Below are 23,261 nucleotides of genomic sequence, written 5' to 3'. Positions count from 1 at the left end.
GCTTGCGCCGGAGCCGTGTCGGCACCTCCCCCTACCCACCGTGACCACTTGCTTCTAGCATGTGATCTAGGGACATGTTGGGGGGATGAATGCTCGATGCTCAAGCCGCTGTGCCGGAGGTTCCGCTGCGGGGGGACTTGCCCAAGACGCAACGGATGGAGATGTTGCAGGACGGCTACCTTCGGGCAGTCGCTGCGGCAGCTGGCTGCACCATGGCCAAACCCGATCCGGATGACGGAATCGATTGGAAGCTGAGCCACACTTCAGAGTCCCATACAGCGGACTGTCAAATAGATCTGAAAATACAACTAAAGAGCACTTGGACCTCGGCACCCAACCCTGCAAATGGGTTCGTTTCGGTGAATCTATCCAATGAGCGTCTAAATCTTCTCGCACGCCCCAACGTGATCGTTCACCGAATATTGGTGGCCATGATTGTGCCTGAAGATATTGCCAAATGGGTTGAAGCCAGTCACGATATATTTCAATTGCGGCATTGTGCATACTGGCGGAGCGTTACGGGGGTTCAGCCGTCCGGCGAAAAATATACGGCGGTGAGAGTTTCCACAAGCCAAATATTTGACGACATCGCATTGTGTGCAATCATGGAGCGAATAGGCAAGGGAGGTGCGCCGTGAGGGTGCCAGATTTCCGCGAGGTTGCTGAGCACCTGACGGATGCGCAGCTTGCCCTTGCTCTCGAAGCAAGTGGGTGGCATAAATTCGGCGGCCAGGCCAACCTATATAGCCGTTGGCGGCCGGGGTCGGATTCCGACAATCGATCTAATGGCGGCCTCCTGCTACCCCAGGATCGAGAAACAGACGACTACTCTGATCTGCTTAGTCAAGCGGTTGCGCAGGCCTGGAAGTTGGGTGATGAAAGGATTCGTGCGATCCTGACGCGTGCTGCGACTCTACATGCCCTGGGTGACGAATTGAAGTTTCACAAAGAAGTAGCCTCCCGAAAGGGGACAATTCCATGGAGTGCTGGTGAGGATCTCCATGCCGGCGCGCATAAATCCATGGTCGTTGCGGCAAAAACCCGGAAGTCCAAAGCCGCTTACTATGGGAACGCTAATACTTTTCTGGCGAAGTCATTCCTAGACTCGGTCCTGATGGGGCAGACTGAAGTCGGAAGCTACGTGATCACCGCTTATGCTCCTCCGGACGAGGTGTTCTCCGAGCGTAAAATCAAGCCAGGTGACACGATTCCGCTTATTGGAAGGCATACCGGACGGGAGATCACTCTAGGGCTGGTAGGAGCGCTTGAAGCCGCGCGTGAGGCTGTTGATCATTTCAAGGAGACCGGGTCCACCTATTCGTTCGTAGAGAATGTTGAGCGAGGATTCTGTTACGAATTGACTCAAGCGGTCCGTAATTTGATTAGAGACTCAGAAGGTGCCGAGGTTGAGGTTGAGCTAAATTCTGCCGACGATCTATTCACGGGGCGTCCCGTTGAGCGGCATAAGCTCGAGTTTATTCCTTCAGACTATGCGGCACTTGAACGAGCTGGGAATATGCTGGCAGCGACAGTCGATCCGCTATTCGTCACTGTCCTGGGAACGGTTACGCTACTTGAACGCCCAAAACCAGGAAACCCTGGAGTTGTACGATTGGACGTTCTAGGCGGAACTGAGGCCCGCAAAATGAGGGTCCGTCTCAAGGTTGACGATTACGACATGGCGGTTGATGCCCATCGTAATAATCTTGCACTAAGGATTTCTGGCCGCCAGGAACTGGAGGGTCACTACTACTGGCTTTATGACCCGCAGATACTTGAACTAGTGGCGATTACGCCCGAGGCATCAGATAGCTCGGTCGGGCAAGGCAGCCAAGACTCGCTATTTTGATGACAAATCCTTATCAGGTCGATGACCGGGGTCGGCGACGTCGGTCATCCGGCTGTGGTCCTCGGCTGCTCTTCCGCTGGGGGCTCGGGCTGGCCGCCGGCGTCCGGGGCTGTTGGTATCAGCTGCCAGGGGCAGACTTCACAGCTTCGCTACCCGGCGTCGCAAGCTGCGGCGCGGTCATCACTCCAGAGCTGAATCCGGGGCCCGCTTCAACCTCAGACGACGACAGCCAGCCACGACGGCGGGTGCGCCGACTGGCCACGCACGCGTGTGCCTCGCTGTACCCCCACCGGCCTCAGCCACGCATTCGAGGTGCCGAAATGAGCAACCCCCAACCGTCAGCCAGTGACGACGGCGCGGGGAGCCTCAGCCTGGAAGCTGAGAAGATGTAGGGCTAGAACCGGCCTGACCTGGGTGAATGTCTACCCTTGACGGGCTCCGATTGTTCGACCCGACGATTGGCCTGTTCATTCAACCCGGGGGCGCCCGCGTGACGCTGCAATGCGCAAGATGTTGATCATGGCATCCGTGGAGGCCTTCGTTTGAGGGTGCTCGACCTGGGCTTCTCGGCCCTGGAGCGCCACGATTACCGCGTCCGCATCTTCAGGCTTCATTGACGGTCTAAACCACCGCACTCGTCGGGTCCTCATTGAGCACCTCCTCATGTGTCTCCCCAGTATGCACCCACAACTTCGAAGTAGGGGCGGGCTGGGCAATAAGATTACGGATCCCTCGGCCGCGGAAGCGCGAGCGCGATTAGGAACAACAAAGAGAAAAAGCCAGAGATGAATCCAAAAACGCAGAATGCGGGCGAGAGAGACTCACCAGATCCCACCGTGATCAAAATCAGGACAGCAGCCAAAGAAAAGGCCACCATAATCCACATAGAGAAGCGGAAGCGGAACAGCAGACGAGAGGTCAAGAGATGATCCCCTGCCCGCGCCGCGATTGTTATGATAGCGGCGGCGGCAGCCAAGAATAGAGTTGTGACCAGAAAAAGGATGTCCGTTTCCGGATATACGCAGTTATTTGGATCGAGGATCCGGCCGCTGAAGAAGGAGCAGACGAACATAAGCGTAGTAATGGCAAGGCTTGACGAAACAGCAGCGATCAGCCATCCGCTACGCGAGGGACGCAAGTCCATGATCATGTTGTAACTGCGCGAATCGTCAGGAATTTCATGGGCTACACAGTGTCCGTAGTGCGCATCCCAGACTCTATAAGCAACGGGAGTACTCGGGGCGCCCCAAGGGAATGGTGGATCGGGCACCAGGGAAATCCGGCAAATATGCAGCCCCTCCGGAACCAGGACCTCAAAATGATAATTAGTGCAGTCACTTGCCGTAGTTGAAAAGAGTAGGCTCCAGGGGGAGACTCCCACCATTTGACCCCAACTGGTAGCCCAGTCGGTTCGGACGTCATGGTCAACCCCGAGGACTCGCTGCTGCCCAATTTTAGCGCCCTCCAAAACCGCGATTAGGAGATGCCTTTCCGTCAGGTTTTTCACCCAGCGTTCGAATTCCGGATCGCCAAATATTCTATTTTCTTCCTGATGGCTCAAACCCCACTGGCTGGGCCGTATCAATTCGCGCCAAACATCATTGGGCTTCTGTCGACATTCCCCGGAGGCTATTCTTTTTAGCTGCCGAGGAAAATCGCTGCCAGCGAGATCCCTTCCGATTATTCCAGAAGCCATGGCAACTAGGGCATCCCCTAGGAGGGAAGTGCTTGCAGCTACGTCTAGTCGCCGTAGCGAGCAACCGGCTTCGTCGCGCAAGTCGAACTGTATGGACAACTGCTTCTTATCCAGCCACATCAAAGGCAGGAAGAGGAAGGTAGTTCCATTTTCATCTGGCGTCGACTCTGGAGCCTCTGGGGGAATTTTCAGATCTATACTGGTATGGCAATGAGCCATTTCTGCATCGCGAAAATTATACGTCTCGACTTTGCGATTAATCCATGTCGAGCGAAGAGCCCAAGTCAGGCAAACCGCGGGCCCCGGCGAGTATTCATCCGCCGCGGGGGTGGCGGCACCGTCGACACGTTCCGTGGAGGTCAGATTCCCCAGGATGCGTCCAGTCTTTCGCCGAATCTTTTCGATTACTGCGTATGTCATACCGGCCACATCCGCCCCAAAAGTCCGATACATATCCCTTTCCACGGTAGGAGCAGTCACCTTGATCTGCATCCGGAGTGGGGCGTGTCGCATGTCAGGGACGGGCTCCTGGCCACTGGAGATTGCAGCGCTCGCTTCTCAGCCACCGGGCCTGCCGCAAAGCCCCTGTCGACGGATCGGCCAGCCAAGTGGAAGACGAGCCCTGTCTGCAACAGCCGTACCTGCCGCTCGCCTCGGCTGACCGCCCGCACCATCTCATCCACCCGGGATGGCGCTACCCGTCGCGTCAACATTCTTAAACGATCCGGCAACGAATGGCACGACCGGTCCCGAAAGGTGCCGCGTAGACACACTTAATGCGTGGTGCCGATCACCCAAGCCACGAGGAACCCCTCTTCTGACGCCAGACTGCTGATTGATGTGGCGCGGCTCGGGCGCCGGTCGGGCTGGAGCGGGGCGGAGACAGGAGCGCAGGCCCGGCCGGGGGCCGGGCCGCGCGCGGTGAGCGGAGCGAGCCGCCTTGAACCAGTAGAGAAAGTTGTAACTCAGTCGGTGGTGACGGGTTTGTCCGATCCCGGTAGATGCTTGACAGTTCGATCCCAGCTGATGGTTGACGGTGGCCGTGATCGGCTTTGCTGTGCGCGTCGTTGCGGCGTGTGGCGGGAGGCCGGGATTGGCTCTGGTGGAGTTGTCGGTTGTCGAGCAGAGATACCGGGCTGTGCTTGCGGTGCTGGCGGGTGCGACGGTGACGGAGGTTGCCGCGTCACTTGGTGTGTCCCGGCAGACGGTCAGCGGGTGGAAGTCCCGGTATGAGGCCTCCGGTCTGGCCGGGCTGGCGGACCGTTCGCGTAGGCCGGCGTCGTGTCCGCATCAGGTGTCTGCCCAGGTGGAGGCGGCCGTGTGCGAGCTGCGGCGTAAGCATCCTCGGTGGGGTCCGCGGCGGATCGCTCATGTGCTGGAGCGGTCCGGGGCGGTGAGCCCGGTGCCATCGCGGATGACCGTGTATCGGATCCTGGTGCGGCATGGCCTGGTGGAGCCGGGTGTGCGGCGCCGGAAGCGGTCGGATTACAAGCGTTGGCAGCGGGATCGGCCGATGCAGCTGTGGCAGATGGACATCGTCGGCGGGGTGATGCTCGTCGACCCGGTGACTGGGGAGTTGTCCGAGGCCAAGGTCGTGACCGGGGTGGATGACCATTCCCGGTACTGCGTGATCGCGTCGGTGGTCGAGCGGGCGACTGGGAGGGCGGTGTGCTCGGCGTTCGCTGGGGCCTTGCGGACGTTCGGGGTGCCGGAAGAGGTGCTCACGGACAACGGAAAGCAGTTCACCGACCGGTTCGGGCAGGGCGGTGAGGTGTTGTTCGACCGGATCTGCCGGGAGAACGGGATCGCGCACCGGCTCACCCAGCCGGCGTCGCCGACCACGACGGGCAAGGTCGAGCGGTTCCATCAGACGCTGCGGCGTGAACTCCTCGACGACTGCGGGGCGTTCGAGAGCATCGGGGCGGCTCAGGCAGCGCTGGATGCGTGGGTCGAGGAATACAACTCCTCGCGGCCGCATCAGGCGCTGGACATGGACTCGCCTGCCGACCGGTTCACCCCGGTGCCCGAGCAGGAGCGGGACGTACTGGGCCTGAGGGTGCCCGGAGCGCTCGCGCTGGTCCCGCAGCAGCGGACACCTCCTGCGGAGCCGGATCCGGTCGAAGTGGCGTCCGTGCCGGCCGGCCTGCCTGAGCTGGCCCCGGCGGCGGTGTTGGTGGAGCCCGGTGGGCCGGTGGAGTTCGAGCGAGTGGTGCCTGCGAGTGGGAATCTGCAGGTCGCGGGCAAACAGTTCTGGCTGGGGCCTGCCCGCTCAGGACTGACGGTGACCTTCTGGGCCGACACCTCGGTGATCCATCTGCTGATCGCCGGAGCACGGATCAAGACCGTGCGCTCGCATCTGTCGGTGGCGGATCTGGCCCGGCTGGCCGTCCGGGGTGGACGCGTGGCGGGAGGGGCCCCGCTTCCGGCCGGCGACGGGGCCGCGTTCGAGGTGGACCGGGTGGTGAACAACAGCGGCCTGGTGGGCCTGGGCGGGCACCAGGTGCTGGCGGCGGAGATCCTGGGCGGCCGCCAGGTGGGTATCCGCATCGACGACGAAACACTGTCGTTCTTCGACCTGTCCTCGCGGGAACTGCTTCGGGTGCGGCCCAATCCGCTGACCAGCGAGGAAATCCGCAGGCTGCGGGGCCTGCGTCCGGCCGGACCGCCACCGCGTCCGGCCGTCGAGCCCGTGCGGGTACAGCGGCGGGTCAGCACGGTGGGCACGGTCATGGTCTGCCGCCAGGTCGTCTCCCTCGGCCGCCCGTACGCAGGGCAGACCGTGACCGTGCACGTCTCGGACTCCACGATCACTGTCGAGCTGGACGGCCAGGTCCGGGTGATCCGCCGCACGACCGACGTCCCGGTCCGTAACGTGAAAGCGAACAAGCCCCACGGGGCTTCCCATGTTGTCTAGGCCCACCGTCAAGCATCACCTGGGACCAGAACGTCAGGCATCAGCTGGGATCCGACACGGTGGTGACGGGTGGTGTCTCGGTTGATGCTTGACGTTGTGGCTTCACCTGATACTTGACGCTGCTCACCTCGGCTTGCCCGTGAGCCTGCTTCCCGACGGAATGGCCTGAGGCGCGGAACTCATCCAGTAGCTCGAAGAACACCTCCATGGCGGGCCTCCCGGCCTGTTCCGCCGTGCGCTCGATCTCGACTGCCCAGCCCGAGGAGGAGTTGTGGCCCAGTCGTTGCCACAGCCAGTCGGAGAAGCGGCATTGGCCGCCGGGGTTCCAGAAGTCGAACGGCTCCGTGATGTCGTGCACGCCCAGGGCGACGCGGTAGCCGGTGAGCATGGAGTCCAGGTGCTGCAACGAACTGCGGCGGACCCACATGCTTGGACGGAGCCGCACTTCCTCCAGGAAGTCGTACACATCGGTGAGTTCGTCGAGTTGTCTCGGGGCCGGCCGTGCCTTGTGCGTCTCTGTCATGCGAGCACTGTAGGGAAGATCATGGACTGTTCAGCTTCCCTTGCGGCGCTTGAAGTCATGTGAGCAGGACGGGAGTTCGACACCCTGGCGGTGTGCCATCGGCAGGAAGAGCGCTGGTCGGACTGTCCATGTGATGCGGGTGCTGACGTGGGTGACGGACACCGACCAAGGCTCTCGCCGCAGGAGGGCTCGTCTCGTGTCGATGCGGTGGTCGTGAAGTCGTGTCCACGCCTTTTGAGAGGTGGCCGTGTCGAGGGCTGGGGAGATGGTGCGGAGGATCGTCGCCACCCAGTTGTTCGCCTCGTAGGCCGAGTAGGCGTCGAAGGAACCGAAGAGAGCTGGCGGGCACCGCCCGTCTAACCCTTCCGTCCAGCACTCGCACCAGAACCCGCTCCTGGTCGTGGCCCTCAGCATGGGTGCGCTCCTCGTCGTACGTCCGTGAAGAGTTCCGCGGTGACCGTGTGTCCGCCGTCGCTGTCGTGGACCACGACCCGGTGGGCGATCGCGCCGACCATGCCCAGGCCTCGGCCGTGCTCGGCGTCCTGGTCCCGGTGCTCGGCCTTCGGGGCCGTTCCCGTGCCTCCGTCGTCCGTCACCGACACCGCCACTACCCGGTCCGAGACCACGACGACCAGGTGGAAGGTCCCGAACTCCCGGCCGCTGGCCGTGTGGAGGATCGCGTTCGCGCTGAGCTCGCTCACGATCAGTTCGGCGTCCTCGGCAAAAGGGGAGCCGCGCAGGATGTCCCGGGTCCAGCGGCGGGCCCGGCTGACCTCTTCAGGGAAACCTGGGCAAGACAGTCCCCAGACCCTCGCCATACTCGTATACTCGTGCATACAAGTTCCTTCATGCTGATAGGCCGCCATGTGCAGCGGGTTCGGACTAGACGAGTTTCACGCCGTCGTGGGCGCGGATGGCCGGCGGAGACGCCGCGTCCAATGCGTCGATGACGCGAATCGCGTACGCCTCGTCGGCGAGTTCGGAGACTTCTTCACGGGTTGCCCAGCGCAGTGCGCGGGTCTCGCTTCCGGTGGTGGGCATGCCGTCGGCGGCCTCGCAGCGGAAGACAAGCGAGACGATCAGGCCCGTCATGTTCTTGTAGACGCCCGTGAGGGTCGCGGGAAGCGTGATCTTGACGCCGGTCTCTTCGAGCACCTCGCGCTGAAGGGCGTCGGGGATGGCCTCCTCGGGTTCGAGGATGCCGCCCGGAGGTTCCCAGTGGCCGTTGTCGCGGCGCTGGATCAGGAGGGCCCGGCCCTGGTCGTCGACGACGACTCCGGCCACGCTCACGGAGTGCGGGCGCTCAGTGCTCACGTTCCTCTGCCCTCTCGGGATGGCTAGGCTCTCCACCGTAGCAACAATCACTTGCCCACTCGTCTAGATACCTAAAGGAGTACACGTGAGCGCTCTCTCTTCGGGCCTGCTCGGTGATCTCGACCCCACGAGCGATCGTGCGGTCTTCCGGCAGATCGCCGACCACCTGCGCGAGGCCATCGACCGCGGGCGGTTCCGGGAGGGCGAGAAACTGCCCTCGGAGGCCGAGCTGGTCGACCACTACGGGGTCTCCCGCATGACGGTCAGGAACTCCTTCTCCATCCTCCAGGGCGAGGGGCTCGTGCACGCCGAGCACGGCAAGGGCGTCTTCGTCCGACCGCGTCCGCCCGTGCGACGGCTCGCCTCCGACCGGTTCGCGCGACGGCACCGGGAGCAAGGGAAGTCCGCCTTCATCGTCGAGGCCGACGCCGCAGGCAGTCACCCCCAGGTCGACAGTCTTGAGGTGAAGGAGGAGAAGGCCAGCGCGGACGTCTCCGCCCGGCTCGGGTCCGTACGGCGAGTGCTCGCCCGTCGACGCCGGTACCTCCTCGACGGTCGACCGGTCGAGTTCGCTACCTCCTATCTCCCGCTCGACATCGCGCGCGGTACGCCGATCGCCGAGCCCAACCCCGGTCCCGGCGGCATCTACGCCCGCCTCGAAGAACTGGGCCACCGCCTCGATCACTTCGAAGAGGAGATCCGCGCGCGGATGCCCTCGCCCACCGAGGTGAAGACGCTCCGCCTGGCGGCCGGCGTGCCCGTGATCCACCTGATCCGGACTGCCTTCGACGCCGAGGGACGGCCCGTCGAGGTCTGCGACACGGTCATGGCGGCAGACGCCTACGTCCTGTCGTACCAACTCCCGGCGACCTGAGCGGGTGACTGGCGGTGGTGCGCGGGGACGTCTCTCCGAACTCGTACACCCCAACACGCTTACTCGTATAGACGAGTAGCTAAGTTGTGTGCAAGGTGATCATCACGACCCCGCGAGATCGGGTTCGTAGATCGCATCTTGTATAGACGAGTAGATAGGAACGCAACCTTGCGCACCATCCGTGTTGAGACCTCCGCCGCGACCATCCTTCTGACGGAGGCCCCTGAGCCGAAGGTCCGCGACCGGCAGACCGGCGAGATCGCCAAGGACGCCGTCAGCGGTGAGGCGCTGATGACTCTCGGCGTCGTCTACATCGAGGACGGGGAGTCCTCGCTGATCAAGGTCACCGTCCCGGAAGGCGGTGTCTCCGAGGGGCTGAACCTCGGTGCTCCGGTCTCGCTGCCGGGGCTGGTCGCCCGGCCGTGGGAGTCCGTGTTCAACGGGCAGCAGCGTCACGGCATCGCCTACCGCGCCGCCGCCGTCACCCCAGCCGCCTTCCCGGCCGTCATGGGGGCCACGGCCTGATGTCCGACCTGATGACCCTTCTGGAGGTGGGTGGTCCTGTCGCCGCGCTCGGCGGCGGGGCTGCCTACACCCGAGCCAACCACCCCAGCCTCTACTGGTCGGCGGGCGGCGGGCCGATATCCACCGTCCGGCTGCTCAGCTCGTACGCCTCCGTCATGGAAGCCTGAGGCCTGACCGTCGCTCCCTCCCGGCTGCGGGTCCTCGCCGTCAAGGTCACCACCCGACGGGAGGTGCGGCCCGTACCGCCCCGCCGGGGCATCCTCCGGCCCACGGCGACCGGCCTCCGGCTTCGGCTGCGCCTCGCCCCTGGCCAGGAACCCGCCGACGTCGCCGCCTCGGCCGAACGGCTGCGGCACGCCTGGGGTGTGCACGCCGTGTACGTCACCACCGTCAAGCCCGGTGTGGTCGAACTGCGGCTGGTCGGCTTCGACGTCCTGCGCAAGGTGCGGATGCCTCGCAAGGCCGAGGGCGGGTTCCTCAGGGTGCCGGTCGCGCTGCGGGAGGACGCCATGCCCTTCGTCCGCGACTACCGGGCCGTGCCTCACCAACTCACTCTCGGGGCAACGCTGTCGGGCAAGTCCATGTACCTGCGGCACCTGGTCTCCGGGCTCGCCCGTCAGAACGTCGCCCTTGTCGGCGTCGACTGCAAGCGGGGCGTCGAGCTGGCTCCGTTCGCCCCGCGTCTCTCCGCGCTCGCCACCGACCCCGACGAAGCGGCCGAGCTGCTGCCGGTCCTGGTCAAGGAGATGGAGGATCGCTACGACCTGATCAAGGCCCGACAGGGCATCGCCTCCGACACCCCGGACGAGGAGATCACCTCTGACATCTGGGGCCTGCCTGAGAGCGAACGGCCTGTGCCCGTCGTCCTGTTCGTCGACGAGGTGGCAGAACTCTTCCTCACCGCCACCCGGAAGGACGAGGAACGTCGAGACGAGATGGTCACCCAGCTCATCAGGCTCGCCCAGCTGGGCCGCGCGGCCGGCATCTACCTGGAGGTGTGCGGGCAGCGCTTCGGTGCCGAACTCGGCAAGGGCGCGACAATGCTGCGGGCCCAGCTCACCGGCCGGGTGTGCCACCGCGTCAACGACGAAGCCTCCGCCAAGATGGCTCTCGGCGACATCGCGCCGGAAGCGGTCGGGGCCGCCTGCGCCATCGCTCCCGAACGTCCCGGCCTCGCCGTCGCAGGCGACACCTCCGGCGGCTGGTCCCGCATCCGCACCCCCTACCTCTCCCTCGGCGACGCCGCCGACATCTGCCGGGAGACCGCCCACTTGGTGCCCGACCTGCCCGCGCTGAAGCCCTTCCGGCCGGACGTCCCTGTACGGCACGTCGAGACCTCGGCCCCCGCCGCCGTCCAGCCGCACCCCGTCACCGGCTGACAACCTCCCTCGCCCACGGTCGGCGTGACCGCCTCGCGCCATGTCCCTACCCCTCCCATGCCTGCTCCCGGAAGGAGTCGCCATGCGCGCCCAACTGGCCCGCGTCGACGCGGTGCTCGTCCAGGCGCTCATCGCCGCCGCGCTGTCGTTCGCGCACATCCATGACATCGCCGTGGCGGCCGGACAGGACGGCTGGAAGGCCTGGGCCTACCCCGTCTCCGTCGACCTGCTGCTCGTCGCCGCCTGGCGTCGACTGCGCTCCGGCTCGGCCAAGGGTGCGGCCTGGTGCTGGTTCGTCATCGCGCTCACCGCCTCCCTCGGCGCGAACGTCGCCACCGCCGGCCTGCTCGACCTCGGCGACGTCCCCGCCTGGCTGCGCATCCTCGTCGCGGGCTGGCCCGCCGTCGCCTTCCTCGGCGGAACGCTGCTCGCCCACTCGGCACCAAAGGCGGCTACCGCCGTCGCGGTTGTCGAGGACCAGGAGGACGAGCCCGAAACCGCCCCCGAGCCGCCCGCACAACCCGCCGCCGAGGCACCACCAGAACGCCCCGCCGTCCCGGTCCCAGCCGCCCTCATCGATCACGCCCGCAAGGTCGCCGCCGACCACCGCACCCGAACCGGTACCCCCATGGACGTCTCGACCCTGCGCGCCCGCCTCGGCGTCCCGGCGCCCATGGCCGAAGCCATCGCCGCCCACCTCACACCGACTCCGACAGGAAGCTGACCCGTGCCCCTCCTCAACTTCAACACCACCGCCGACTACCTCGACGCGGCCCGCGAGATGGCCCGCAGCAGCCGATGGGCACTGGCCCGGCTCCTCGCCGAGGAAGCCGCCGACCGCACCTCGGACCCTGCCGAAGCCGCCCGGATCCTCGCCGAGTTCCCCGCCCCGAACCCGCGAGAGGAGGACTGACCATGACCGCCCACCGCCGCTTCCGCAACGTCACCCGCATAGGCCCTGTCCAGGTCGGCACCGCCTACGACCACCGGGGCCGCGAGAAGCACACCGCCGCCTGCACCGCCCCGCGCTGCAACTTCTCCGCCGACTACGACAGCCGCGCCGCCGCCGAACTCGCCGCCCGCACCCACCGCTGCCCCGCCCGCTGAAAGGACCCCGAATCCCGTGACCGTCAGCCTCCCGCTCGTCGTCGTCCTCGGCTTCTTCGCCTGGGGAGCGGTCAAGTTCCTCGGCGTCCGCACCTGGATCGTCGTCCTGATCGCCCTCTTCGGCTTCTGGCTCTCCCACACCTTCCTGGCCCCCGCCATCGAGTCCGGCACGCGTTCCGGTGTGGACGTCGTAAACGGCTAACACATCTAGACGAGTAGGCAAGAAGGGATCCCGTGTTCCTCCCCAAGTACCCGGACACCCCCACCCCGTCGCCCGCGCACAGTCATACCCCGATCGGCCCGTTCCCCGCCCGCCGCTCGCTCCCGTCGGTCTCTCTCGGCCAGAAGACCGTGACGGCCGTGCTCGTCGGCGGAGTCGTCCTCACCGCGCTCCTGGCCGCCGTTGCCATCACGGCCATCTCCGTGGCCATCGCCGCCGTGGTCCTGCGCTCCCTGCTCCGCGACCACCGCCGCCGCTGAGCTCCTTGCCCGACTCCTGGGGCGGCCACGACACCGCCAAGCATCCGGCCGCCCCGGGGCCCGTCACTCCTGACCGAGCAAGCCAGAAGGAGACCGCCATCTTCACCCGCACCACCCCACCCCCACTCCCGGAGCTCTCCGCCCTCGCCGCACACGGCACCCTGCCCGGCATCCTCCGCCAGCTCTCCGGCCTCGGCGGCTGCACCCACCCCATCCGCCTCGACGGCCACCGCACCGAATACGACGTCGACACCGCCACCGGCGAGATCGGCCGCATCCTCCAGCACCTCGACTCGACCGACCTCCCAGCCGGCCAACTCCTCGTCCGCTGCAACAACCGCCGCACCACCCGCTGCCCGGCCTGCGCCGAGGTCTACCGCCGCGACACCTTCCAGCTGATCACCGCCGGACTACGCGGCGGCAAGGGCACCCCCGAAGACGTCGCCACCCACCCCCGCGTCTTCGCCACCTTCACCGCCCCCGGCTTCGGCCCGGTCCACAACCGCCGCACCGACGGACGCCCCTGCCGCTGCGGCACCCACCACGACCAGGACGACGAGACACTCGGCACCCCGCTCAACCCGGACACCTACGACTACGAAGCCGCCGTCCTCTGGAACGCCCACGCCGGTCCCCTCTGGCGCCGCTTCTCGATCTACCTGCGCCGGGAGGTCGCCAAGCGCGCGGGCCTCTCTCAGCGCGATCTCCGCGACCACGCCCGCGTCTCCTTCGCCAAGGTCGCCGAGTACCAGAAGCGCGGCGCGGTCCACTTCCACGCCGTCATACGCCTCGACGGCCCCACCGGCGGCGACACCCCGCCCCCGCCCTGGGCCACCGCCGAACTGCTCACCGACGCCATCAGCACGGCCGCCGCGAAGGTCCGCGTCGACGGCCCGACCATCGCCGACCGCCCTCACACCTTCGCCTTCGGCCGCCAATTCGACGTCCGCACCATCCGCTCCGCCGACTTCGACAACGGCCAGGAACTGACCGAACGAGCCGTCGCCGCCTACATCGCCAAGTACGCCACCAAGGGCGCGGAAGCCGCGACGGGCGCACTCGACCGCCCCCTCAAGTTCGTCGCCGAACTCGCCCAGCTCGATATCAGCGATCACGCCCGCCGCCTCATCCGAGCCGCCTGGAACCTCGGCGCACGCAAGGATCTCGAACACCTCCGCCTGCGCGCCTGGGCTCACATGCTCGGCTTCCGCGGCCACTTCTCCACCAAGTCCCGCCGCTACTCCACCACCCTCGGCGCACTCCGCACCGCCCGCGCCGAATGGCGACGAGTACAAGCCGCAACCACCACCGCCCCCGACAACGCGCCCGAGACGACATACGTCCTCGCCCACTGGGCCTTCGCCGGAACCGGCCTCTCCGACGCCGAAGCCTGGCTTGCCGCATCCCTCGAACCCGCCCCCGGCACGGAAGGAGAGCCCACCCATGGCTGAACCTCAAGTCACCACCCTCCGGCCCGACCCCTTCGACCCGTCCTTGGCTCTGCTGACCGTCGAAGAGGCGGCCAGACGCCTCCGTATCGGCCGTACGACGTGCTTCCGGCTCGTCCTCGCCGGAGAGATCGAGTCGGTCACGGTCGGGCGGCTGCGCCGAGTCCCCGCCGAAGCCGTGCCCGCCTACGTGGCGAAGCTCCGCCACCAACCCGCCCGGCACACCCAGTCCGCCCAAGCAGCCTGAGGGAGACGAGATGGCAGAGAAGAACCGCACCCGTCAGCCCAACGGTGCCTCGTCGATCTACCTCGGCAAGGACGGCAAGTGGCACGGACGAGTGACCGTCGGCGTCCGTGATGACGGCAAGCCGGACCGACGCCACATCGAGCGCAAGACCAAGCCCGAGGTGACCAAGGCAGTCCGCGAAATGGAGCGGGCCCGCGACGACAAGAAGCTCAGGAAGCCGGGGCAGGGCTGGACGCTCCAGGCCTGGCTTGAGCACTGGGTGGAGAACATCGCCAAGCCGTACGTCTCCGAGAACACGTACGACGGCTACGAGGTCGACGTACGCGTTCACCTCGTCCCCGGCCTGGGCGCTCACAAGCTCGACCGCCTGGAGCCGGAGCACCTCGAACGCTTCTACGGGAAGATGCAGGCGTCCGGGAGCTCCGCCGGCACCGCCCACCACGCTCACCGGACGATCAGGGTCGCCCTCGGCGAAGCGGTCCGGCGTGGGCACGTCGCCACCAACGCGGCCGAGATCGCCAAGGCTCCCCGCCTCGAAGAAGAGGACATCGAGCCCTACACGATCGAAGAGGTGCAGAGCCTTCTCGTCGAGGCGGCCAAGCTCCGCAACAGCGCGCGCTGGGTCGTCGCCCTGGCGCTCGGCCTCCGGCAAGGCGAGGCACTCGGCCTGCACTGGGAAGACGTCGACCTGGGCGCGGGGTACGTCCGCATCCGCAAGAACCGGCTGCGTCCCAGGTACGCGCACGGCTGCGGTGCCGACCCGTGCGGCCGGAAGGCGGGGTACTGCCCCAAGAAGGAGCAGACCCGTCGCGAGCACAAGTCCACCAAGTCCCGAGCCGGGCGGCGCACCATCGGCCTGCCCGATCCGCTGATCAAGATTCTCGGTCAGCACCAGGAAGCCCAGGAGCGGGAGCGGATCGCGGCCGGTGGCGACTGGGAGGGGAAGGGGTACGTCTTCGCCTCGCCGATCGGCGGACCTCTGAGCCCCAACACCGACTTCCACGTCTGGAAGCGGCTGCTGCGGGACGCGGGCGTCCGGAACGGCCGTCTCCATGACGCTCGCCACACCGCCGCGACCGTGCTCCTGATCCTCGGAGTCCCGGACGTCGTGATCGACTCGATCATGGGGTGGGAGCCCGGGGGAGCGGCCCGGATGCGCGCCCGCTACATGCACGTGACCGGCACCATGCTCCGCAAGGTCGCCCAGCAAGTCGGCGACGCTCTTTGGGAGCTCCCGAAAACCAACTGAGACGGAAACTGAGACGGACAACGACGAAGGGCCCCACCGCAAGCGGTGGGGCCCTTCGACATCGTGCCCGGTGAGGCACTGGCGGAGGATACGAGATTCGAACTCGTGAGGGGTTGCCCCCAACACGCTTTCCAAGCGTATCGTCCAAATGCTGCGACGGACCTAGCTTGACCTGCGGAAACGCGGTGGGTCAAGGCAGGGCTGGCGATCAGAGCGACTTGTCTAGCGCGGGCTTGGATCAGCCTGTGCCGTCTTGAAAAGGGTCACGCCGTCGAGCGCATTGCTGGCCACGTCGGACGCAGATAGTTCGGCCACCGAACCAAGGCCCCAAGCCATAGGCCAGGCGACTCACGCAACGGGGGGTTGCACCACACCCACCGACCGTCATCGAGGCCGTCCGCATGACACAGCATCCTCAGACCTGTCCCGAGTACGGCTCGGTCCTCCGGCCCGCTCCTCCAAGCGTTGCGCCCTAGGCCCCAATGGCTCAGAACCCCAGCTCAAGATCATCAGACCGTGAAAGCGAGCGTGAAGCGCTCCCCACGTGAGCACCGTGAAAAGTGCCTCTTTCACGTTCACGTTTCACGCCCACGCACCGTGAAATCGAGGCGTGAAACGTGAAGCGTGAACACGAGCGTGAAACGACATTCACGCAGCTCAGAGGCGTGAAACGCTCTTTTTCACGGTCTTGCGCTGCGTGCTCTCGTTAGAGAGCAGCGCGCAGAGCGCAAAGATGATCGGTAATGACATGCGTACGCGCGCGCGAGTAGGACTAGAGACCCAGTCAGACAGCCAGGGGACCTATCACCGCTGTTGCCGTGCACGGCCCTTCCATGCGCCGCATAAGCACGGTGTCATCCTGAGTGATCACGAACTCACCCACGAGCTGTCCAGGGTGCTTCATCATGACGGCCAATACCTGCTGAGCCAGTTCCCCATTTGTCTTGGCGTCAAGCGCTGAGGGCGGCATCTTGGACCACGGCTGGCGATTGAACCACTGCTTCATGTCTCCCGCGAATACCTCATCGCCGACAAACTGAGAGAGTCCCGGCGCACCCTCACCCGGCCATGTTTCCCCAGGGATGTACTTCCTGAGAATGTACTTGGGCAGCTTTGCCATATTCCTGTTCGCGGTCTTGTTCATGATCTTCCCTCCCCCTGCCGAGCGCTTCTCGGCTGGTGTGGTGAATGTGCCATGGCACTATCTCTCCGAGCAAGCACGGCCCGTCACTGTCCGTGTTCGCGTGATGTGTCACGGGGGTGATGATGATCAAGGGATGCGCAGGTCAGAGGCAATGGTAAAGACTTCGCAAAGTCTCGAACCCGCCATCGACAACGCACCCTCGCTCGCCTTTCAGCGTGGAATTTCCTTGTAATACATTGAGTGCAAGGAAATTCCGACAGAGAGGAAATGGAGATGTCCGAGAACCTCAGCCACAAGGCTTGCGAGCATCCGAATACGCAGTTCAACCGTTGGAAGTGCCGCGCCCAGAGGCGGCACGCCGAATGCGACCACAAGCAGAACGTCTCCCAGTGGCGAGCCTGTGAGAACGACGTCCGAGCCAAGGCCAAGGAGAGCTGAACATGTCCCACACCATCCTCCCTGCCGATGACCTCTCTCCGAACCAGCGCGAGTGGCTGAGCGAACTCCGCTACCGCCTCCCGCTCATGCTCAACGGCACGTGCTACACCACCGTGGAAGAAGTCCTGGAGGACTTCGCCATGCCCGAGGACGAGCGGGTAGCGGAGCGGGTGACTGCCGACCGTAAGTGGTACCGCGAGGCCAAGGCGGAGTACGACGAGGAATGGGATTCGTGGAAGTCCGACTACGACGCGGACACGCCGTCTGAGGACGAGCTGGAGACGGCCCTGACCCTCTATGACGCTGGCTACCTCCGCGTCATCGAGTTGTCCGACCCGATCAATCCCGCCGACGTCGGAAAGGCCGGTGAGTACCTGACTCGCCTGGCCCCGCCGCCGAAGTGGCTGATCGAGAAGGAGGCCAAGCGGTTCGCCCAGGAACAGATGGGCGTCGAGGACATTGACGACAGCCCCTCTGAGCTGAGTGTGGGACTGCTCTCGGACGAGTCCGGTAAGGCTCTGTTCTACAAGGGCATGGACAACTCGATCTATGGCCCCGGCGACGCCTACAAGACGTGGCTTGCCTGCTACGTGGCCAAGGAGACAATCCTCAAGCGGCAGCATGTCGCCTGGTTCAACTTCGAGGCTCGGTCGCCCAACCCGCCGCGCTCTCGCCTGATCAGCATGGGTGTCCCGGCCGCCAAGGTGGACATGTACTTCCACTTCTACGACCGGCCGACCGCGACCCCGGCGATGAAGTTCCGCGTCGGGCTGGTCATCATCGACGCCCTGAACCCGGCGATCGACTTCCTCGGCCGGAACGCCACGTCTGACTCCGCTGGCCCGGATGTGGTGGTGGCGAAGTTCATCACGCCCCTGCGCGCCCGGTACGCCGCCCTGACCTCGGTCATCATCGACCACACCAACAAGTCCAACGAGCGGGACGAGAGCGGGCACGCCCGTAAGCAGCAGTTCACCCAGGCCGCCAAGTACCGCATGGCGTTGCTCAAGCGTTCGTCCCGAGGCTCGATGGGCTACGCCAAACTCTTCCTGGCCAAGGACAACGGCGGAAGCGTGATCCCGAACGACGATTTGGGCGTTGCTCACATCGTCGTTGATAGCTCGCACGCAGACGACGTGACAGACGTCCAGATCACCTCCGACGCGCCGCTAGGACGCTCTGAGACGCGCACGCAGCGCGCAGAGAAGCAGAGCGCTAAGACTGTCGCCCTGGCGATTCTCAGGGCCCAGCAGCCCCTTTCTCGCGCCGACTGGAACGCCGCGATGGAAGAGGCCGGAGTCAAGTCCGGTGAGAGCCGCCGCCGAGCGGTCGCGGACCTGAAGAAGGAGGGTGTGGCGGCTCAGAATTCGGACGGTGACTGGTACGAGGAATCCACAGATTGATGAACCGCAAAGGAGGCAATAACGTGTTCACTACGTCAACTCACTCGCAGGGAGCGGACCATGACGGCAATTCAGATCGTCCGGAAGTACATCGAGGATCGCAAGAGCCTGGGTCTCACCGACCCGAAGCCGATGCGCTGGGGCGGATTCCCGCCCGGCAATGGGAGGGTGCAGACGGTCGACTTCTCCCGCGCCCCCTCGGTCTCGCCGACGTGCTGACCCGTATGGAGATGCGACTCGATCAGCACCTCGCCACGTGACCGCCAAAGAGCCCCGAGGCTATCCCAACCTCGGGGCTCAATGGCGGGTCCACACCATTCATGACCGACCCGTCAAGCGTATCGAAGCGAGATCCACGCGCCAAAGGAAAAACCCCCGGTCCGATCTCTCGGCGGCCTCCGGGGGTTTTCCTACTTGCGATGAACCAACCCAGCCTTAACGCGGCCAACAGAGAGTCGAGATCTACGCAGGTGTGGTGGATGCCCTTTCAGCGTATCGCGCTGAATTCCCACGCTCCAAAGCGTCAGATACGGGCGCCGTGCTGGCGGGCCGAGATCTTGATGTTCTGGACCAGCTTGATCACGTCGGCCATCTCCTGAACCTGCGAGGCATCCACCTGGAGAGTCAGGCTCTCGATGTGCACACCTCCCTTGTTGGGTGTGGCAGAGCTGGCGACCAGCTTCTCGATGAGGCCCCACTGAGCGTCCGTGAGAACCGCCTCAGGCTTCTTGGTGCCGTTGTACGTCGCCTGAGGGCCCGGCGGGAGCCAGCCGCCCGAGTCGTAGCCGCCCGGCCGGTCGTAGGCCCGCGAGAGGCTGCCGTAGGCGCCCAGCGCGTAGCGCATGGAGCTGAACACGTTGGCCATCGGGTCGACCGACGTGCCGTACAGGAACGGTCCCTTGTTCTTGTACTTGCCCGCGTACGCGCGGAACGTCGGGCCGATCACCTGCATGAGACCCACGGACGGGTGTCCCGCCTGCCAGTTGGAGTCCCACTTGTTCACGATGTTCGGGTTGCCGCCCGACTCCTGCTGCATCCGTCGGAGAGTCGAGTTGGCGAGGCCGGCTGACTGGTTCACCTCGCGAAGTGCCTGGAGAACGACGGGACGCCACTGCTCCACACCAGCCGACGGGTTGTACTTCACCTTGGGTGTGGCGAGCTTGTCACCCTTCTTGCCCGCCCCGATCAGGCTGTCGACCATGCTGTGAGCGGAGCTCTTGAGGATGCCCGTGAACCCGGACTTACCCGGGATCTGGTTGATCAGCGGATTGACCACGTGCTTCACGCCCGCCTGGATGGCTCCACCGAATGTGTCCTTGAGCCAGGAGAACCCCTTCTTGGTCTTGTCCCAGGCCCCGCCGAGCGCGTCCCCGATCCCGTCGAAGATGCCGCCCAGTGCGAAGCCCTGGCCGCCCTGGAACGGAGCCAGGCTCTTGCCCTGCATGGCCGCTCGGTTCACCGCGTGGAGACGTGCGCGCTCGTAGGGATTCCGCATGGCCTCCGAGACGTACACACCCTCACCGCGCCTCATCGGCACGAGCTGGTCATCGCCGTTGCGGAAGGACGACTGTCCCGGCAGCACGCCACCACGAGCAAATCCGGACTTGATGGCACCCAGCTTGTGACCGCCGAAGGCCCCGACTACTGCGTTCCACACCTTCCTGATGCCGTTGTTGTAGACCGTCTCGATCACGAACCGAACCGGGCTGGCGGCGATCTCCTTGAGCTTGTTCCAGGCGGTCTTGATGGCGTCCTTGGCCGACGAGAACGCGCTTACGGACTTCGTCTTGAGCGTGTTGAATGCACCAACGACGTTGTCTCGGAGAGTCCTAGCGGCGCCCGTAATGCTGTCTCGGATGCCGGTGAACACCTTCACTGCGCTGTTCTTGAGCGTCGTCACTCGGTCGAGAGCGCTGTTCCGCATACCCGTGAAGCGGTCCACGACCCAATCACGCATCTTGCCGACAAGCGCACTGGCCTGATCGCGGAGCCAGCGAATCTTGTCGGCGATGGCGGTAGCGACCTTCTGGACGAGATCCTTGGCGTCTCGCCAGGCACCCGAGAAGTCGCCGTGGAGCAGCTTGGTCAGAATGCCGACAGCCGGAACCACGATGTTCTGGACGTACTTGGCAAAGACGTTCGCGAGGACCGCCGCCAGCTTTCCGATGAGCTGGATAAGCGGAGTCAGAATGGGCATGAGCGCCAGCAGGAGGTCACCGACGAGTTCCCCGAGCGCGCCCAGCAGAGGCGACAGAGCCACGAGGACCTTGCCGAAGCTCACGCCGATACTCGCCAGCGACGGAGCCAGCGCCACAATGAGCTGAGTGAGGATGGGCAGAATTCCCTTAACCAGGGAATTGAAGATGTCCATCAGCGGCTGGATGATGGCCGGGAGCTGAGCCAGGATCGGAGCCAGCGCGGTCATGAGCGCCTGCACCAGTTGCTTGACGACCGGAGCCATCATCTGGAAGTGCTTGCCCAGCGCCTCGAATACCGGGATGAGCGGCGGCAGGAGCGACGCGATGAGTTCCCCGAAGATGGGGAGCAGCGGAGCCACGGACTTGACCAGCTCGCCGAGCGCACCCGAGACGGCATCGAGCACCGGGCCAAGCGCGTCGATGATGGGCGTGAGCGCAGCGCCCAGTGCCTTGATGAGGATGGTGAGCGGCGGCCCGAGAGCAGCGATGGCGGGAGCCAGCGCGCCCAGTAGCGACTTGATGAGCGGCGTCAGGGCACCCAGAAGCGCAGCGATCACAGGTCCGCCGGCCTCCGCCAGCAGGCCGATGGCCTGGCCCAACGCGGGCACGATCACCTTGAGCGCACTGAACAGGGAGCCGAGCGCCTGCGCTGCGCCACCGGTCCCGCCTGCGATGCCCTCGAACAGACCCGACAGCGCTGAGCCCAGGTCGGCGAGCCCGGGTCCTAGCGTGTCCATGACAGGCTTAAGGGCGCCAGTGATCGCCTGGAGTCCAGGCATCAGGTTGGTGATCAGGCCGCTCAGGCCGTCCACGAGCGGAGCGACCGAGGGTGCCACGTTGGCGAACACCTGGGTCAGCTGAGGGGCGATGCCCTGGAACGTCTTGGTGATCGTCCCGGCCGCATCGACAAAGGGCTGAACCAGGGGTGTGGCAGCCTTCGCCATCGTCCCTTGGATCGACTTGGTCATGTCCGAGAAAGCGGACTTGACCTTGGCGTTCTCCTTGAGCGCCAGCGCGCCCAGGCCGATGATCCCGACTCCCACACCAGCGATAGCCGCGCCAGCTCCGAGCGCAGCGCCCGACAGTGCCAGCGTGGATCCACGCAGCGCGGTCATGACCTTCGAGAGACCGGCGCCTGAGAACTTGCCGAGTCGCGAATCCATTCCCCGTGAGAATGCGTCGCCACTTCGCTGCCCCGCCTGATTCGCAGCGCGGACAATTCCGCCCTCATCGATATCCGGCTGCACCGTAACGACGCCGGTGGCAATAGTGACAGCCACGTTATTCACCTCCCCATTCTCCGAATAAGCTCATTCTGAGCTTATTCGAATTGTCAATAACGAGGAGATTGCCGCTTTCTTGAATTCGCGATATTCTTGATTTGGAAGTTGAAAGGAGGCGAGAGTGGCAAGAGAAATCAGCGGCTTGGCTAAGGAAGCGTCCGACTGCTATGTCTCATGGATCCGGGGGCGCAGCGTCGGCGATATCGCGGAAATGATGGGGCTGACACCCACCCAGGTGGAACTCCGGATCTCCCGTGCTCGGACGAGCAGGGCTGAGCTGACTGGTAGCGGTGTACTCACGGATGTGAGCGCCACTCTCGATGACGTGATCCGACGCAGTTACGAGCTTCTGGATTGGGACCTGGAGCTCAAGGTGACGGATCACCTCGCTGTCCTCGAACTCATCACGGATACCGCGATGAAGAAGGCGGAACTGTACGGCCTCGTGACTGGAGAGTCTGATGCCTGACGCAGTAATCCAGCCTGCAAGTCTGGGTGACGAATCGGAGCTGGCTCTGTTTCTCGCCCAAGCCATTGCCGATGGCCACGCCATCCTCCGCGAGGACGGCACGGTCATTCTGTCGGCGGAGTTCGTCCGCCAGATCCGAGAGGAGTAGTCATGGCCGACAAGGTCAGTCAGCAACTCTGGGACCAGCTGATGGCGGGCACGTCGCCGAAGCGGTTCGAGGCCCCGGAGCCGAAGCTCGACGCCACGACCCAGAAGGTTGTCGACCAGGCGCGAGGCCGTACCGACTACAGCAGCGTCCACGAGTCGAATGCGGAAGGCCGCGAGCGTTTCGAGCGCGCCGTCCGTGCCCGTGCTCGTGTGCTCGAAAACCAGGGCGTCCCGCACGCGGAGACGGCGGCACGCACTCAGCTCCAGCGTGAGGCCCGCGAGGCGACCGAGGCCGCGAGTCGGCGCGCTACCTACGACGCCATGAGCCAGACGTCCGACAAGGAGCGCGAGCGGGCCTACTGGGAGGAGCGAGCCAACCGGCCGCTCCGTGCCGATCGCTCTCCCGAACCTGGCGCCCCGTACGTCACGCCGAACGGTGAGACCCCGCGTCGTGACCGCACGTCGGAACGCCTCATGGCTCAAGCCAACGGCGTCGTCTTCAACATCTACGACCAGGAGCAGAACGGCGGCTGACCCCAGCCGGCCGTTTGCACCGCCCATCCATCCCCGCGTA

The 23,261-nt window shown here is 64.9% G+C and carries 24 protein-coding genes and 1 pseudogene; 19 read left to right on the top strand and 6 right to left on the bottom strand.

Annotated elements, in window-relative coordinates:
* The first annotated feature begins 155 nt into the window (after positions 1-155).
* Positions 156-638: a DUF4365 domain-containing protein gene (locus tag OG562_RS20370; protein ID WP_266399786.1), complete on the top strand. Its 483-nt coding sequence runs from the start codon at positions 156-158 to the stop codon at positions 636-638.
* Between the two features lie 2 nt (positions 639-640).
* A complete protein-coding gene (locus OG562_RS20365; protein WP_266399785.1) occupies positions 641-1,849 on the top strand; it encodes a hypothetical protein in 1,209 nt (402 codons plus the stop codon).
* 721 nt (positions 1,850-2,570) lie between these two features.
* On the opposite strand, the gene OG562_RS20360 is transcribed toward OG562_RS20365, so the two are convergent.
* On the bottom strand, positions 2,571-4,037 hold the full coding sequence (locus tag OG562_RS20360) for a hypothetical protein (RefSeq protein ID WP_266399784.1): 1,467 nt from the start codon (positions 4,035-4,037) through the stop codon (positions 2,571-2,573).
* 601 nt (positions 4,038-4,638) lie between these two features.
* On the opposite strand from OG562_RS20360, the gene OG562_RS20355 reads away from it, so the two are divergent.
* The gene (locus tag OG562_RS20355) at positions 4,639-6,459 is read left to right on the top strand and encodes an IS481 family transposase (protein WP_266399783.1); all 1,821 of its coding nucleotides are present in this window, start codon (positions 4,639-4,641) and stop codon (positions 6,457-6,459) included.
* 40 nt (positions 6,460-6,499) lie between these two features.
* On the opposite strand, the gene OG562_RS20350 is transcribed toward OG562_RS20355, so the two are convergent.
* The 3 genes from OG562_RS20350 to OG562_RS20335 all read right to left on the bottom strand — a co-directional run bounded on the left by OG562_RS20350 (position 6,500) and on the right by OG562_RS20335 (position 8,272).
* Positions 6,500-6,982 (bottom strand): hypothetical protein, encoded by a 483-nt coding sequence (locus OG562_RS20350; RefSeq protein WP_266399782.1) that lies wholly within the window; start codon positions 6,980-6,982, stop codon positions 6,500-6,502.
* Between the two features lie 407 nt (positions 6,983-7,389).
* Positions 7,390-7,818 carry an ATP-binding protein gene (locus OG562_RS20340; RefSeq protein ID WP_266399780.1) on the bottom strand — a complete coding sequence of 143 codons (429 nt, stop codon included), beginning with the start codon at positions 7,816-7,818 and terminating at the stop codon, positions 7,390-7,392.
* Positions 7,819-7,864: 46 nt separating this feature from the next.
* Entirely contained in the window at positions 7,865-8,272 is a 408-nt protein-coding gene (locus OG562_RS20335; RefSeq protein ID WP_266409419.1) for an NUDIX hydrolase, read from the bottom strand.
* A gap of 109 nt (positions 8,273-8,381) precedes the next feature.
* On the opposite strand from OG562_RS20335, the gene OG562_RS20330 reads away from it, so the two are divergent.
* The 11 genes and pseudogenes from OG562_RS20330 (at position 8,382) to OG562_RS20280 (ending at position 15,605) form a co-directional block, all read left to right on the top strand.
* Positions 8,382-9,170, top strand: coding sequence for a GntR family transcriptional regulator (locus tag OG562_RS20330; protein WP_266399779.1), 789 nt, complete (start codon positions 8,382-8,384; stop codon positions 9,168-9,170).
* Between the two features lie 168 nt (positions 9,171-9,338).
* The gene (locus OG562_RS20325) at positions 9,339-9,695 is read left to right on the top strand and encodes a hypothetical protein (RefSeq protein ID WP_266399778.1); all 357 of its coding nucleotides are present in this window, start codon (positions 9,339-9,341) and stop codon (positions 9,693-9,695) included.
* Positions 9,695-11,074: pseudogene (locus tag OG562_RS20320) on the top strand (FtsK/SpoIIIE domain-containing protein). Before OG562_RS20325 ends, OG562_RS20320 begins: the two are co-directional and overlap by 1 nt.
* A gap of 82 nt (positions 11,075-11,156) precedes the next feature.
* Complete coding sequence (locus OG562_RS20315; RefSeq protein ID WP_266399777.1) at positions 11,157-11,798, top strand: DUF2637 domain-containing protein; 642 nt, start codon at positions 11,157-11,159, stop codon at positions 11,796-11,798.
* A 3-nt stretch (positions 11,799-11,801) separates the two neighbouring features.
* Positions 11,802-11,987, top strand: a complete 186-nt coding sequence (locus OG562_RS20310; protein WP_266399776.1) for a hypothetical protein — start codon at positions 11,802-11,804, stop codon at positions 11,985-11,987.
* Between the two features lie 2 nt (positions 11,988-11,989).
* Positions 11,990-12,181, top strand: coding sequence for a mobile element transfer protein (locus OG562_RS20305; RefSeq protein WP_266399775.1), 192 nt, complete (start codon positions 11,990-11,992; stop codon positions 12,179-12,181).
* Positions 12,182-12,197: 16 nt separating this feature from the next.
* Positions 12,198-12,383: a hypothetical protein gene (locus OG562_RS20300; RefSeq protein WP_266399774.1), complete on the top strand. Its 186-nt coding sequence runs from the start codon at positions 12,198-12,200 to the stop codon at positions 12,381-12,383.
* Positions 12,384-12,415: 32 nt separating this feature from the next.
* Positions 12,416-12,661 (top strand): SpdD protein, encoded by a 246-nt coding sequence (locus OG562_RS20295; RefSeq protein ID WP_266399772.1) that lies wholly within the window; start codon positions 12,416-12,418, stop codon positions 12,659-12,661.
* Between the two features lie 161 nt (positions 12,662-12,822).
* On the top strand, positions 12,823-14,112 hold the full coding sequence (locus tag OG562_RS20290) for a replication initiator (RefSeq protein ID WP_266409417.1): 1,290 nt from the start codon (positions 12,823-12,825) through the stop codon (positions 14,110-14,112).
* Positions 14,105-14,356 (top strand): excisionase family DNA-binding protein, encoded by a 252-nt coding sequence (locus OG562_RS20285; protein WP_266399770.1) that lies wholly within the window; start codon positions 14,105-14,107, stop codon positions 14,354-14,356. Before OG562_RS20290 ends, OG562_RS20285 begins: the two co-directional genes overlap by 8 nt.
* Before the next feature lie 10 nt (positions 14,357-14,366).
* Positions 14,367-15,605 (top strand): tyrosine-type recombinase/integrase, encoded by a 1,239-nt coding sequence (locus OG562_RS20280; RefSeq protein ID WP_266399768.1) that lies wholly within the window; start codon positions 14,367-14,369, stop codon positions 15,603-15,605.
* A gap of 784 nt (positions 15,606-16,389) precedes the next feature.
* On the opposite strand, the gene OG562_RS20275 is transcribed toward OG562_RS20280, so the two are convergent.
* Positions 16,390-16,749, bottom strand: a complete 360-nt coding sequence (locus OG562_RS20275) for a hypothetical protein (RefSeq protein WP_266399766.1) — start codon at positions 16,747-16,749, stop codon at positions 16,390-16,392.
* A gap of 440 nt (positions 16,750-17,189) precedes the next feature.
* Between OG562_RS20275 and OG562_RS20270 the strand changes: the two genes are divergently transcribed.
* Together OG562_RS20270 and OG562_RS20265 are read left to right on the top strand one after the other, a co-directional pair.
* A complete protein-coding gene (locus OG562_RS20270) occupies positions 17,190-18,590 on the top strand; it encodes a hypothetical protein (protein WP_266399763.1) in 1,401 nt (466 codons plus the stop codon).
* A 60-nt stretch (positions 18,591-18,650) separates the two neighbouring features.
* A complete protein-coding gene (locus tag OG562_RS20265; RefSeq protein WP_266399760.1) occupies positions 18,651-18,809 on the top strand; it encodes a hypothetical protein in 159 nt (52 codons plus the stop codon).
* A 304-nt stretch (positions 18,810-19,113) separates the two neighbouring features.
* Here OG562_RS20265 and OG562_RS20260 read toward each other — a convergent pair whose 3' ends face one another.
* Positions 19,114-22,068, bottom strand: coding sequence for a transglycosylase SLT domain-containing protein (locus OG562_RS20260; RefSeq protein ID WP_266399757.1), 2,955 nt, complete (start codon positions 22,066-22,068; stop codon positions 19,114-19,116).
* 124 nt (positions 22,069-22,192) lie between these two features.
* On the opposite strand from OG562_RS20260, the gene OG562_RS20255 reads away from it, so the two are divergent.
* Genes OG562_RS20255 through OG562_RS20245 form a run of 3 tightly spaced genes read left to right on the top strand, consistent with a single transcriptional unit; the run spans position 22,193 to position 23,221 of the window.
* On the top strand, positions 22,193-22,540 hold the full coding sequence (locus OG562_RS20255; protein WP_266399755.1) for a hypothetical protein: 348 nt from the start codon (positions 22,193-22,195) through the stop codon (positions 22,538-22,540).
* The gene (locus tag OG562_RS20250) at positions 22,533-22,688 is read left to right on the top strand and encodes a hypothetical protein (RefSeq protein WP_266399752.1); all 156 of its coding nucleotides are present in this window, start codon (positions 22,533-22,535) and stop codon (positions 22,686-22,688) included. Before OG562_RS20255 ends, OG562_RS20250 begins: the two co-directional genes overlap by 8 nt.
* Positions 22,689-22,690: 2 nt before the next feature.
* Positions 22,691-23,221 (top strand): hypothetical protein, encoded by a 531-nt coding sequence (locus OG562_RS20245; RefSeq protein ID WP_266399750.1) that lies wholly within the window; start codon positions 22,691-22,693, stop codon positions 23,219-23,221.
* Positions 23,222-23,261 lie beyond the last annotated feature (40 nt).

The organism is Streptomyces sp. NBC_01275 (genome assembly GCF_026340655.1).
Taxonomy (GTDB): domain Bacteria; phylum Actinomycetota; class Actinomycetes; order Streptomycetales; family Streptomycetaceae; genus Streptomyces.
This window is presented reverse-complemented; position numbering and strand designations above follow the sequence as displayed.

Excerpts from the sequence above, each read along its gene's own strand:
- OG562_RS20270 (WP_266399763.1), top strand. The coding sequence starts at position 17,190 with ATGTCCCACACCATCCTCCCTGCCGATGACCTCTCTCCGAACCAGCGC.
- OG562_RS20315 (WP_266399777.1), top strand. The coding sequence starts at position 11,157 with ATGCGCGCCCAACTGGCCCGCGTCGACGCGGTGCTCGTCCAGGCGCTC.
- OG562_RS20280 (WP_266399768.1), top strand. The coding sequence starts at position 14,367 with ATGGCAGAGAAGAACCGCACCCGTCAGCCCAACGGTGCCTCGTCGATC.
- OG562_RS20285 (WP_266399770.1), top strand. The coding sequence starts at position 14,105 with ATGGCTGAACCTCAAGTCACCACCCTCCGGCCCGACCCCTTCGACCCG.
- OG562_RS20305 (WP_266399775.1), top strand. The coding sequence starts at position 11,990 with ATGACCGCCCACCGCCGCTTCCGCAACGTCACCCGCATAGGCCCTGTC.
- OG562_RS20360 (WP_266399784.1), bottom strand. The coding sequence starts at position 4,037 with ATGCAGATCAAGGTGACTGCTCCTACCGTGGAAAGGGATATGTATCGG.
- OG562_RS20275 (WP_266399766.1), bottom strand. The coding sequence starts at position 16,749 with ATGAACAAGACCGCGAACAGGAATATGGCAAAGCTGCCCAAGTACATT.
- OG562_RS20370 (WP_266399786.1), top strand. The coding sequence starts at position 156 with ATGGAGATGTTGCAGGACGGCTACCTTCGGGCAGTCGCTGCGGCAGCT.
- OG562_RS20340 (WP_266399780.1), bottom strand. The coding sequence starts at position 7,818 with ATGCACGAGTATACGAGTATGGCGAGGGTCTGGGGACTGTCTTGCCCA.
- OG562_RS20250 (WP_266399752.1), top strand. The coding sequence starts at position 22,533 with ATGCCTGACGCAGTAATCCAGCCTGCAAGTCTGGGTGACGAATCGGAG.
- OG562_RS20265 (WP_266399760.1), top strand. The coding sequence starts at position 18,651 with ATGACGGCAATTCAGATCGTCCGGAAGTACATCGAGGATCGCAAGAGC.
- OG562_RS20350 (WP_266399782.1), bottom strand. The coding sequence starts at position 6,982 with ATGACAGAGACGCACAAGGCACGGCCGGCCCCGAGACAACTCGACGAA.
- OG562_RS20245 (WP_266399750.1), top strand. The coding sequence starts at position 22,691 with ATGGCCGACAAGGTCAGTCAGCAACTCTGGGACCAGCTGATGGCGGGC.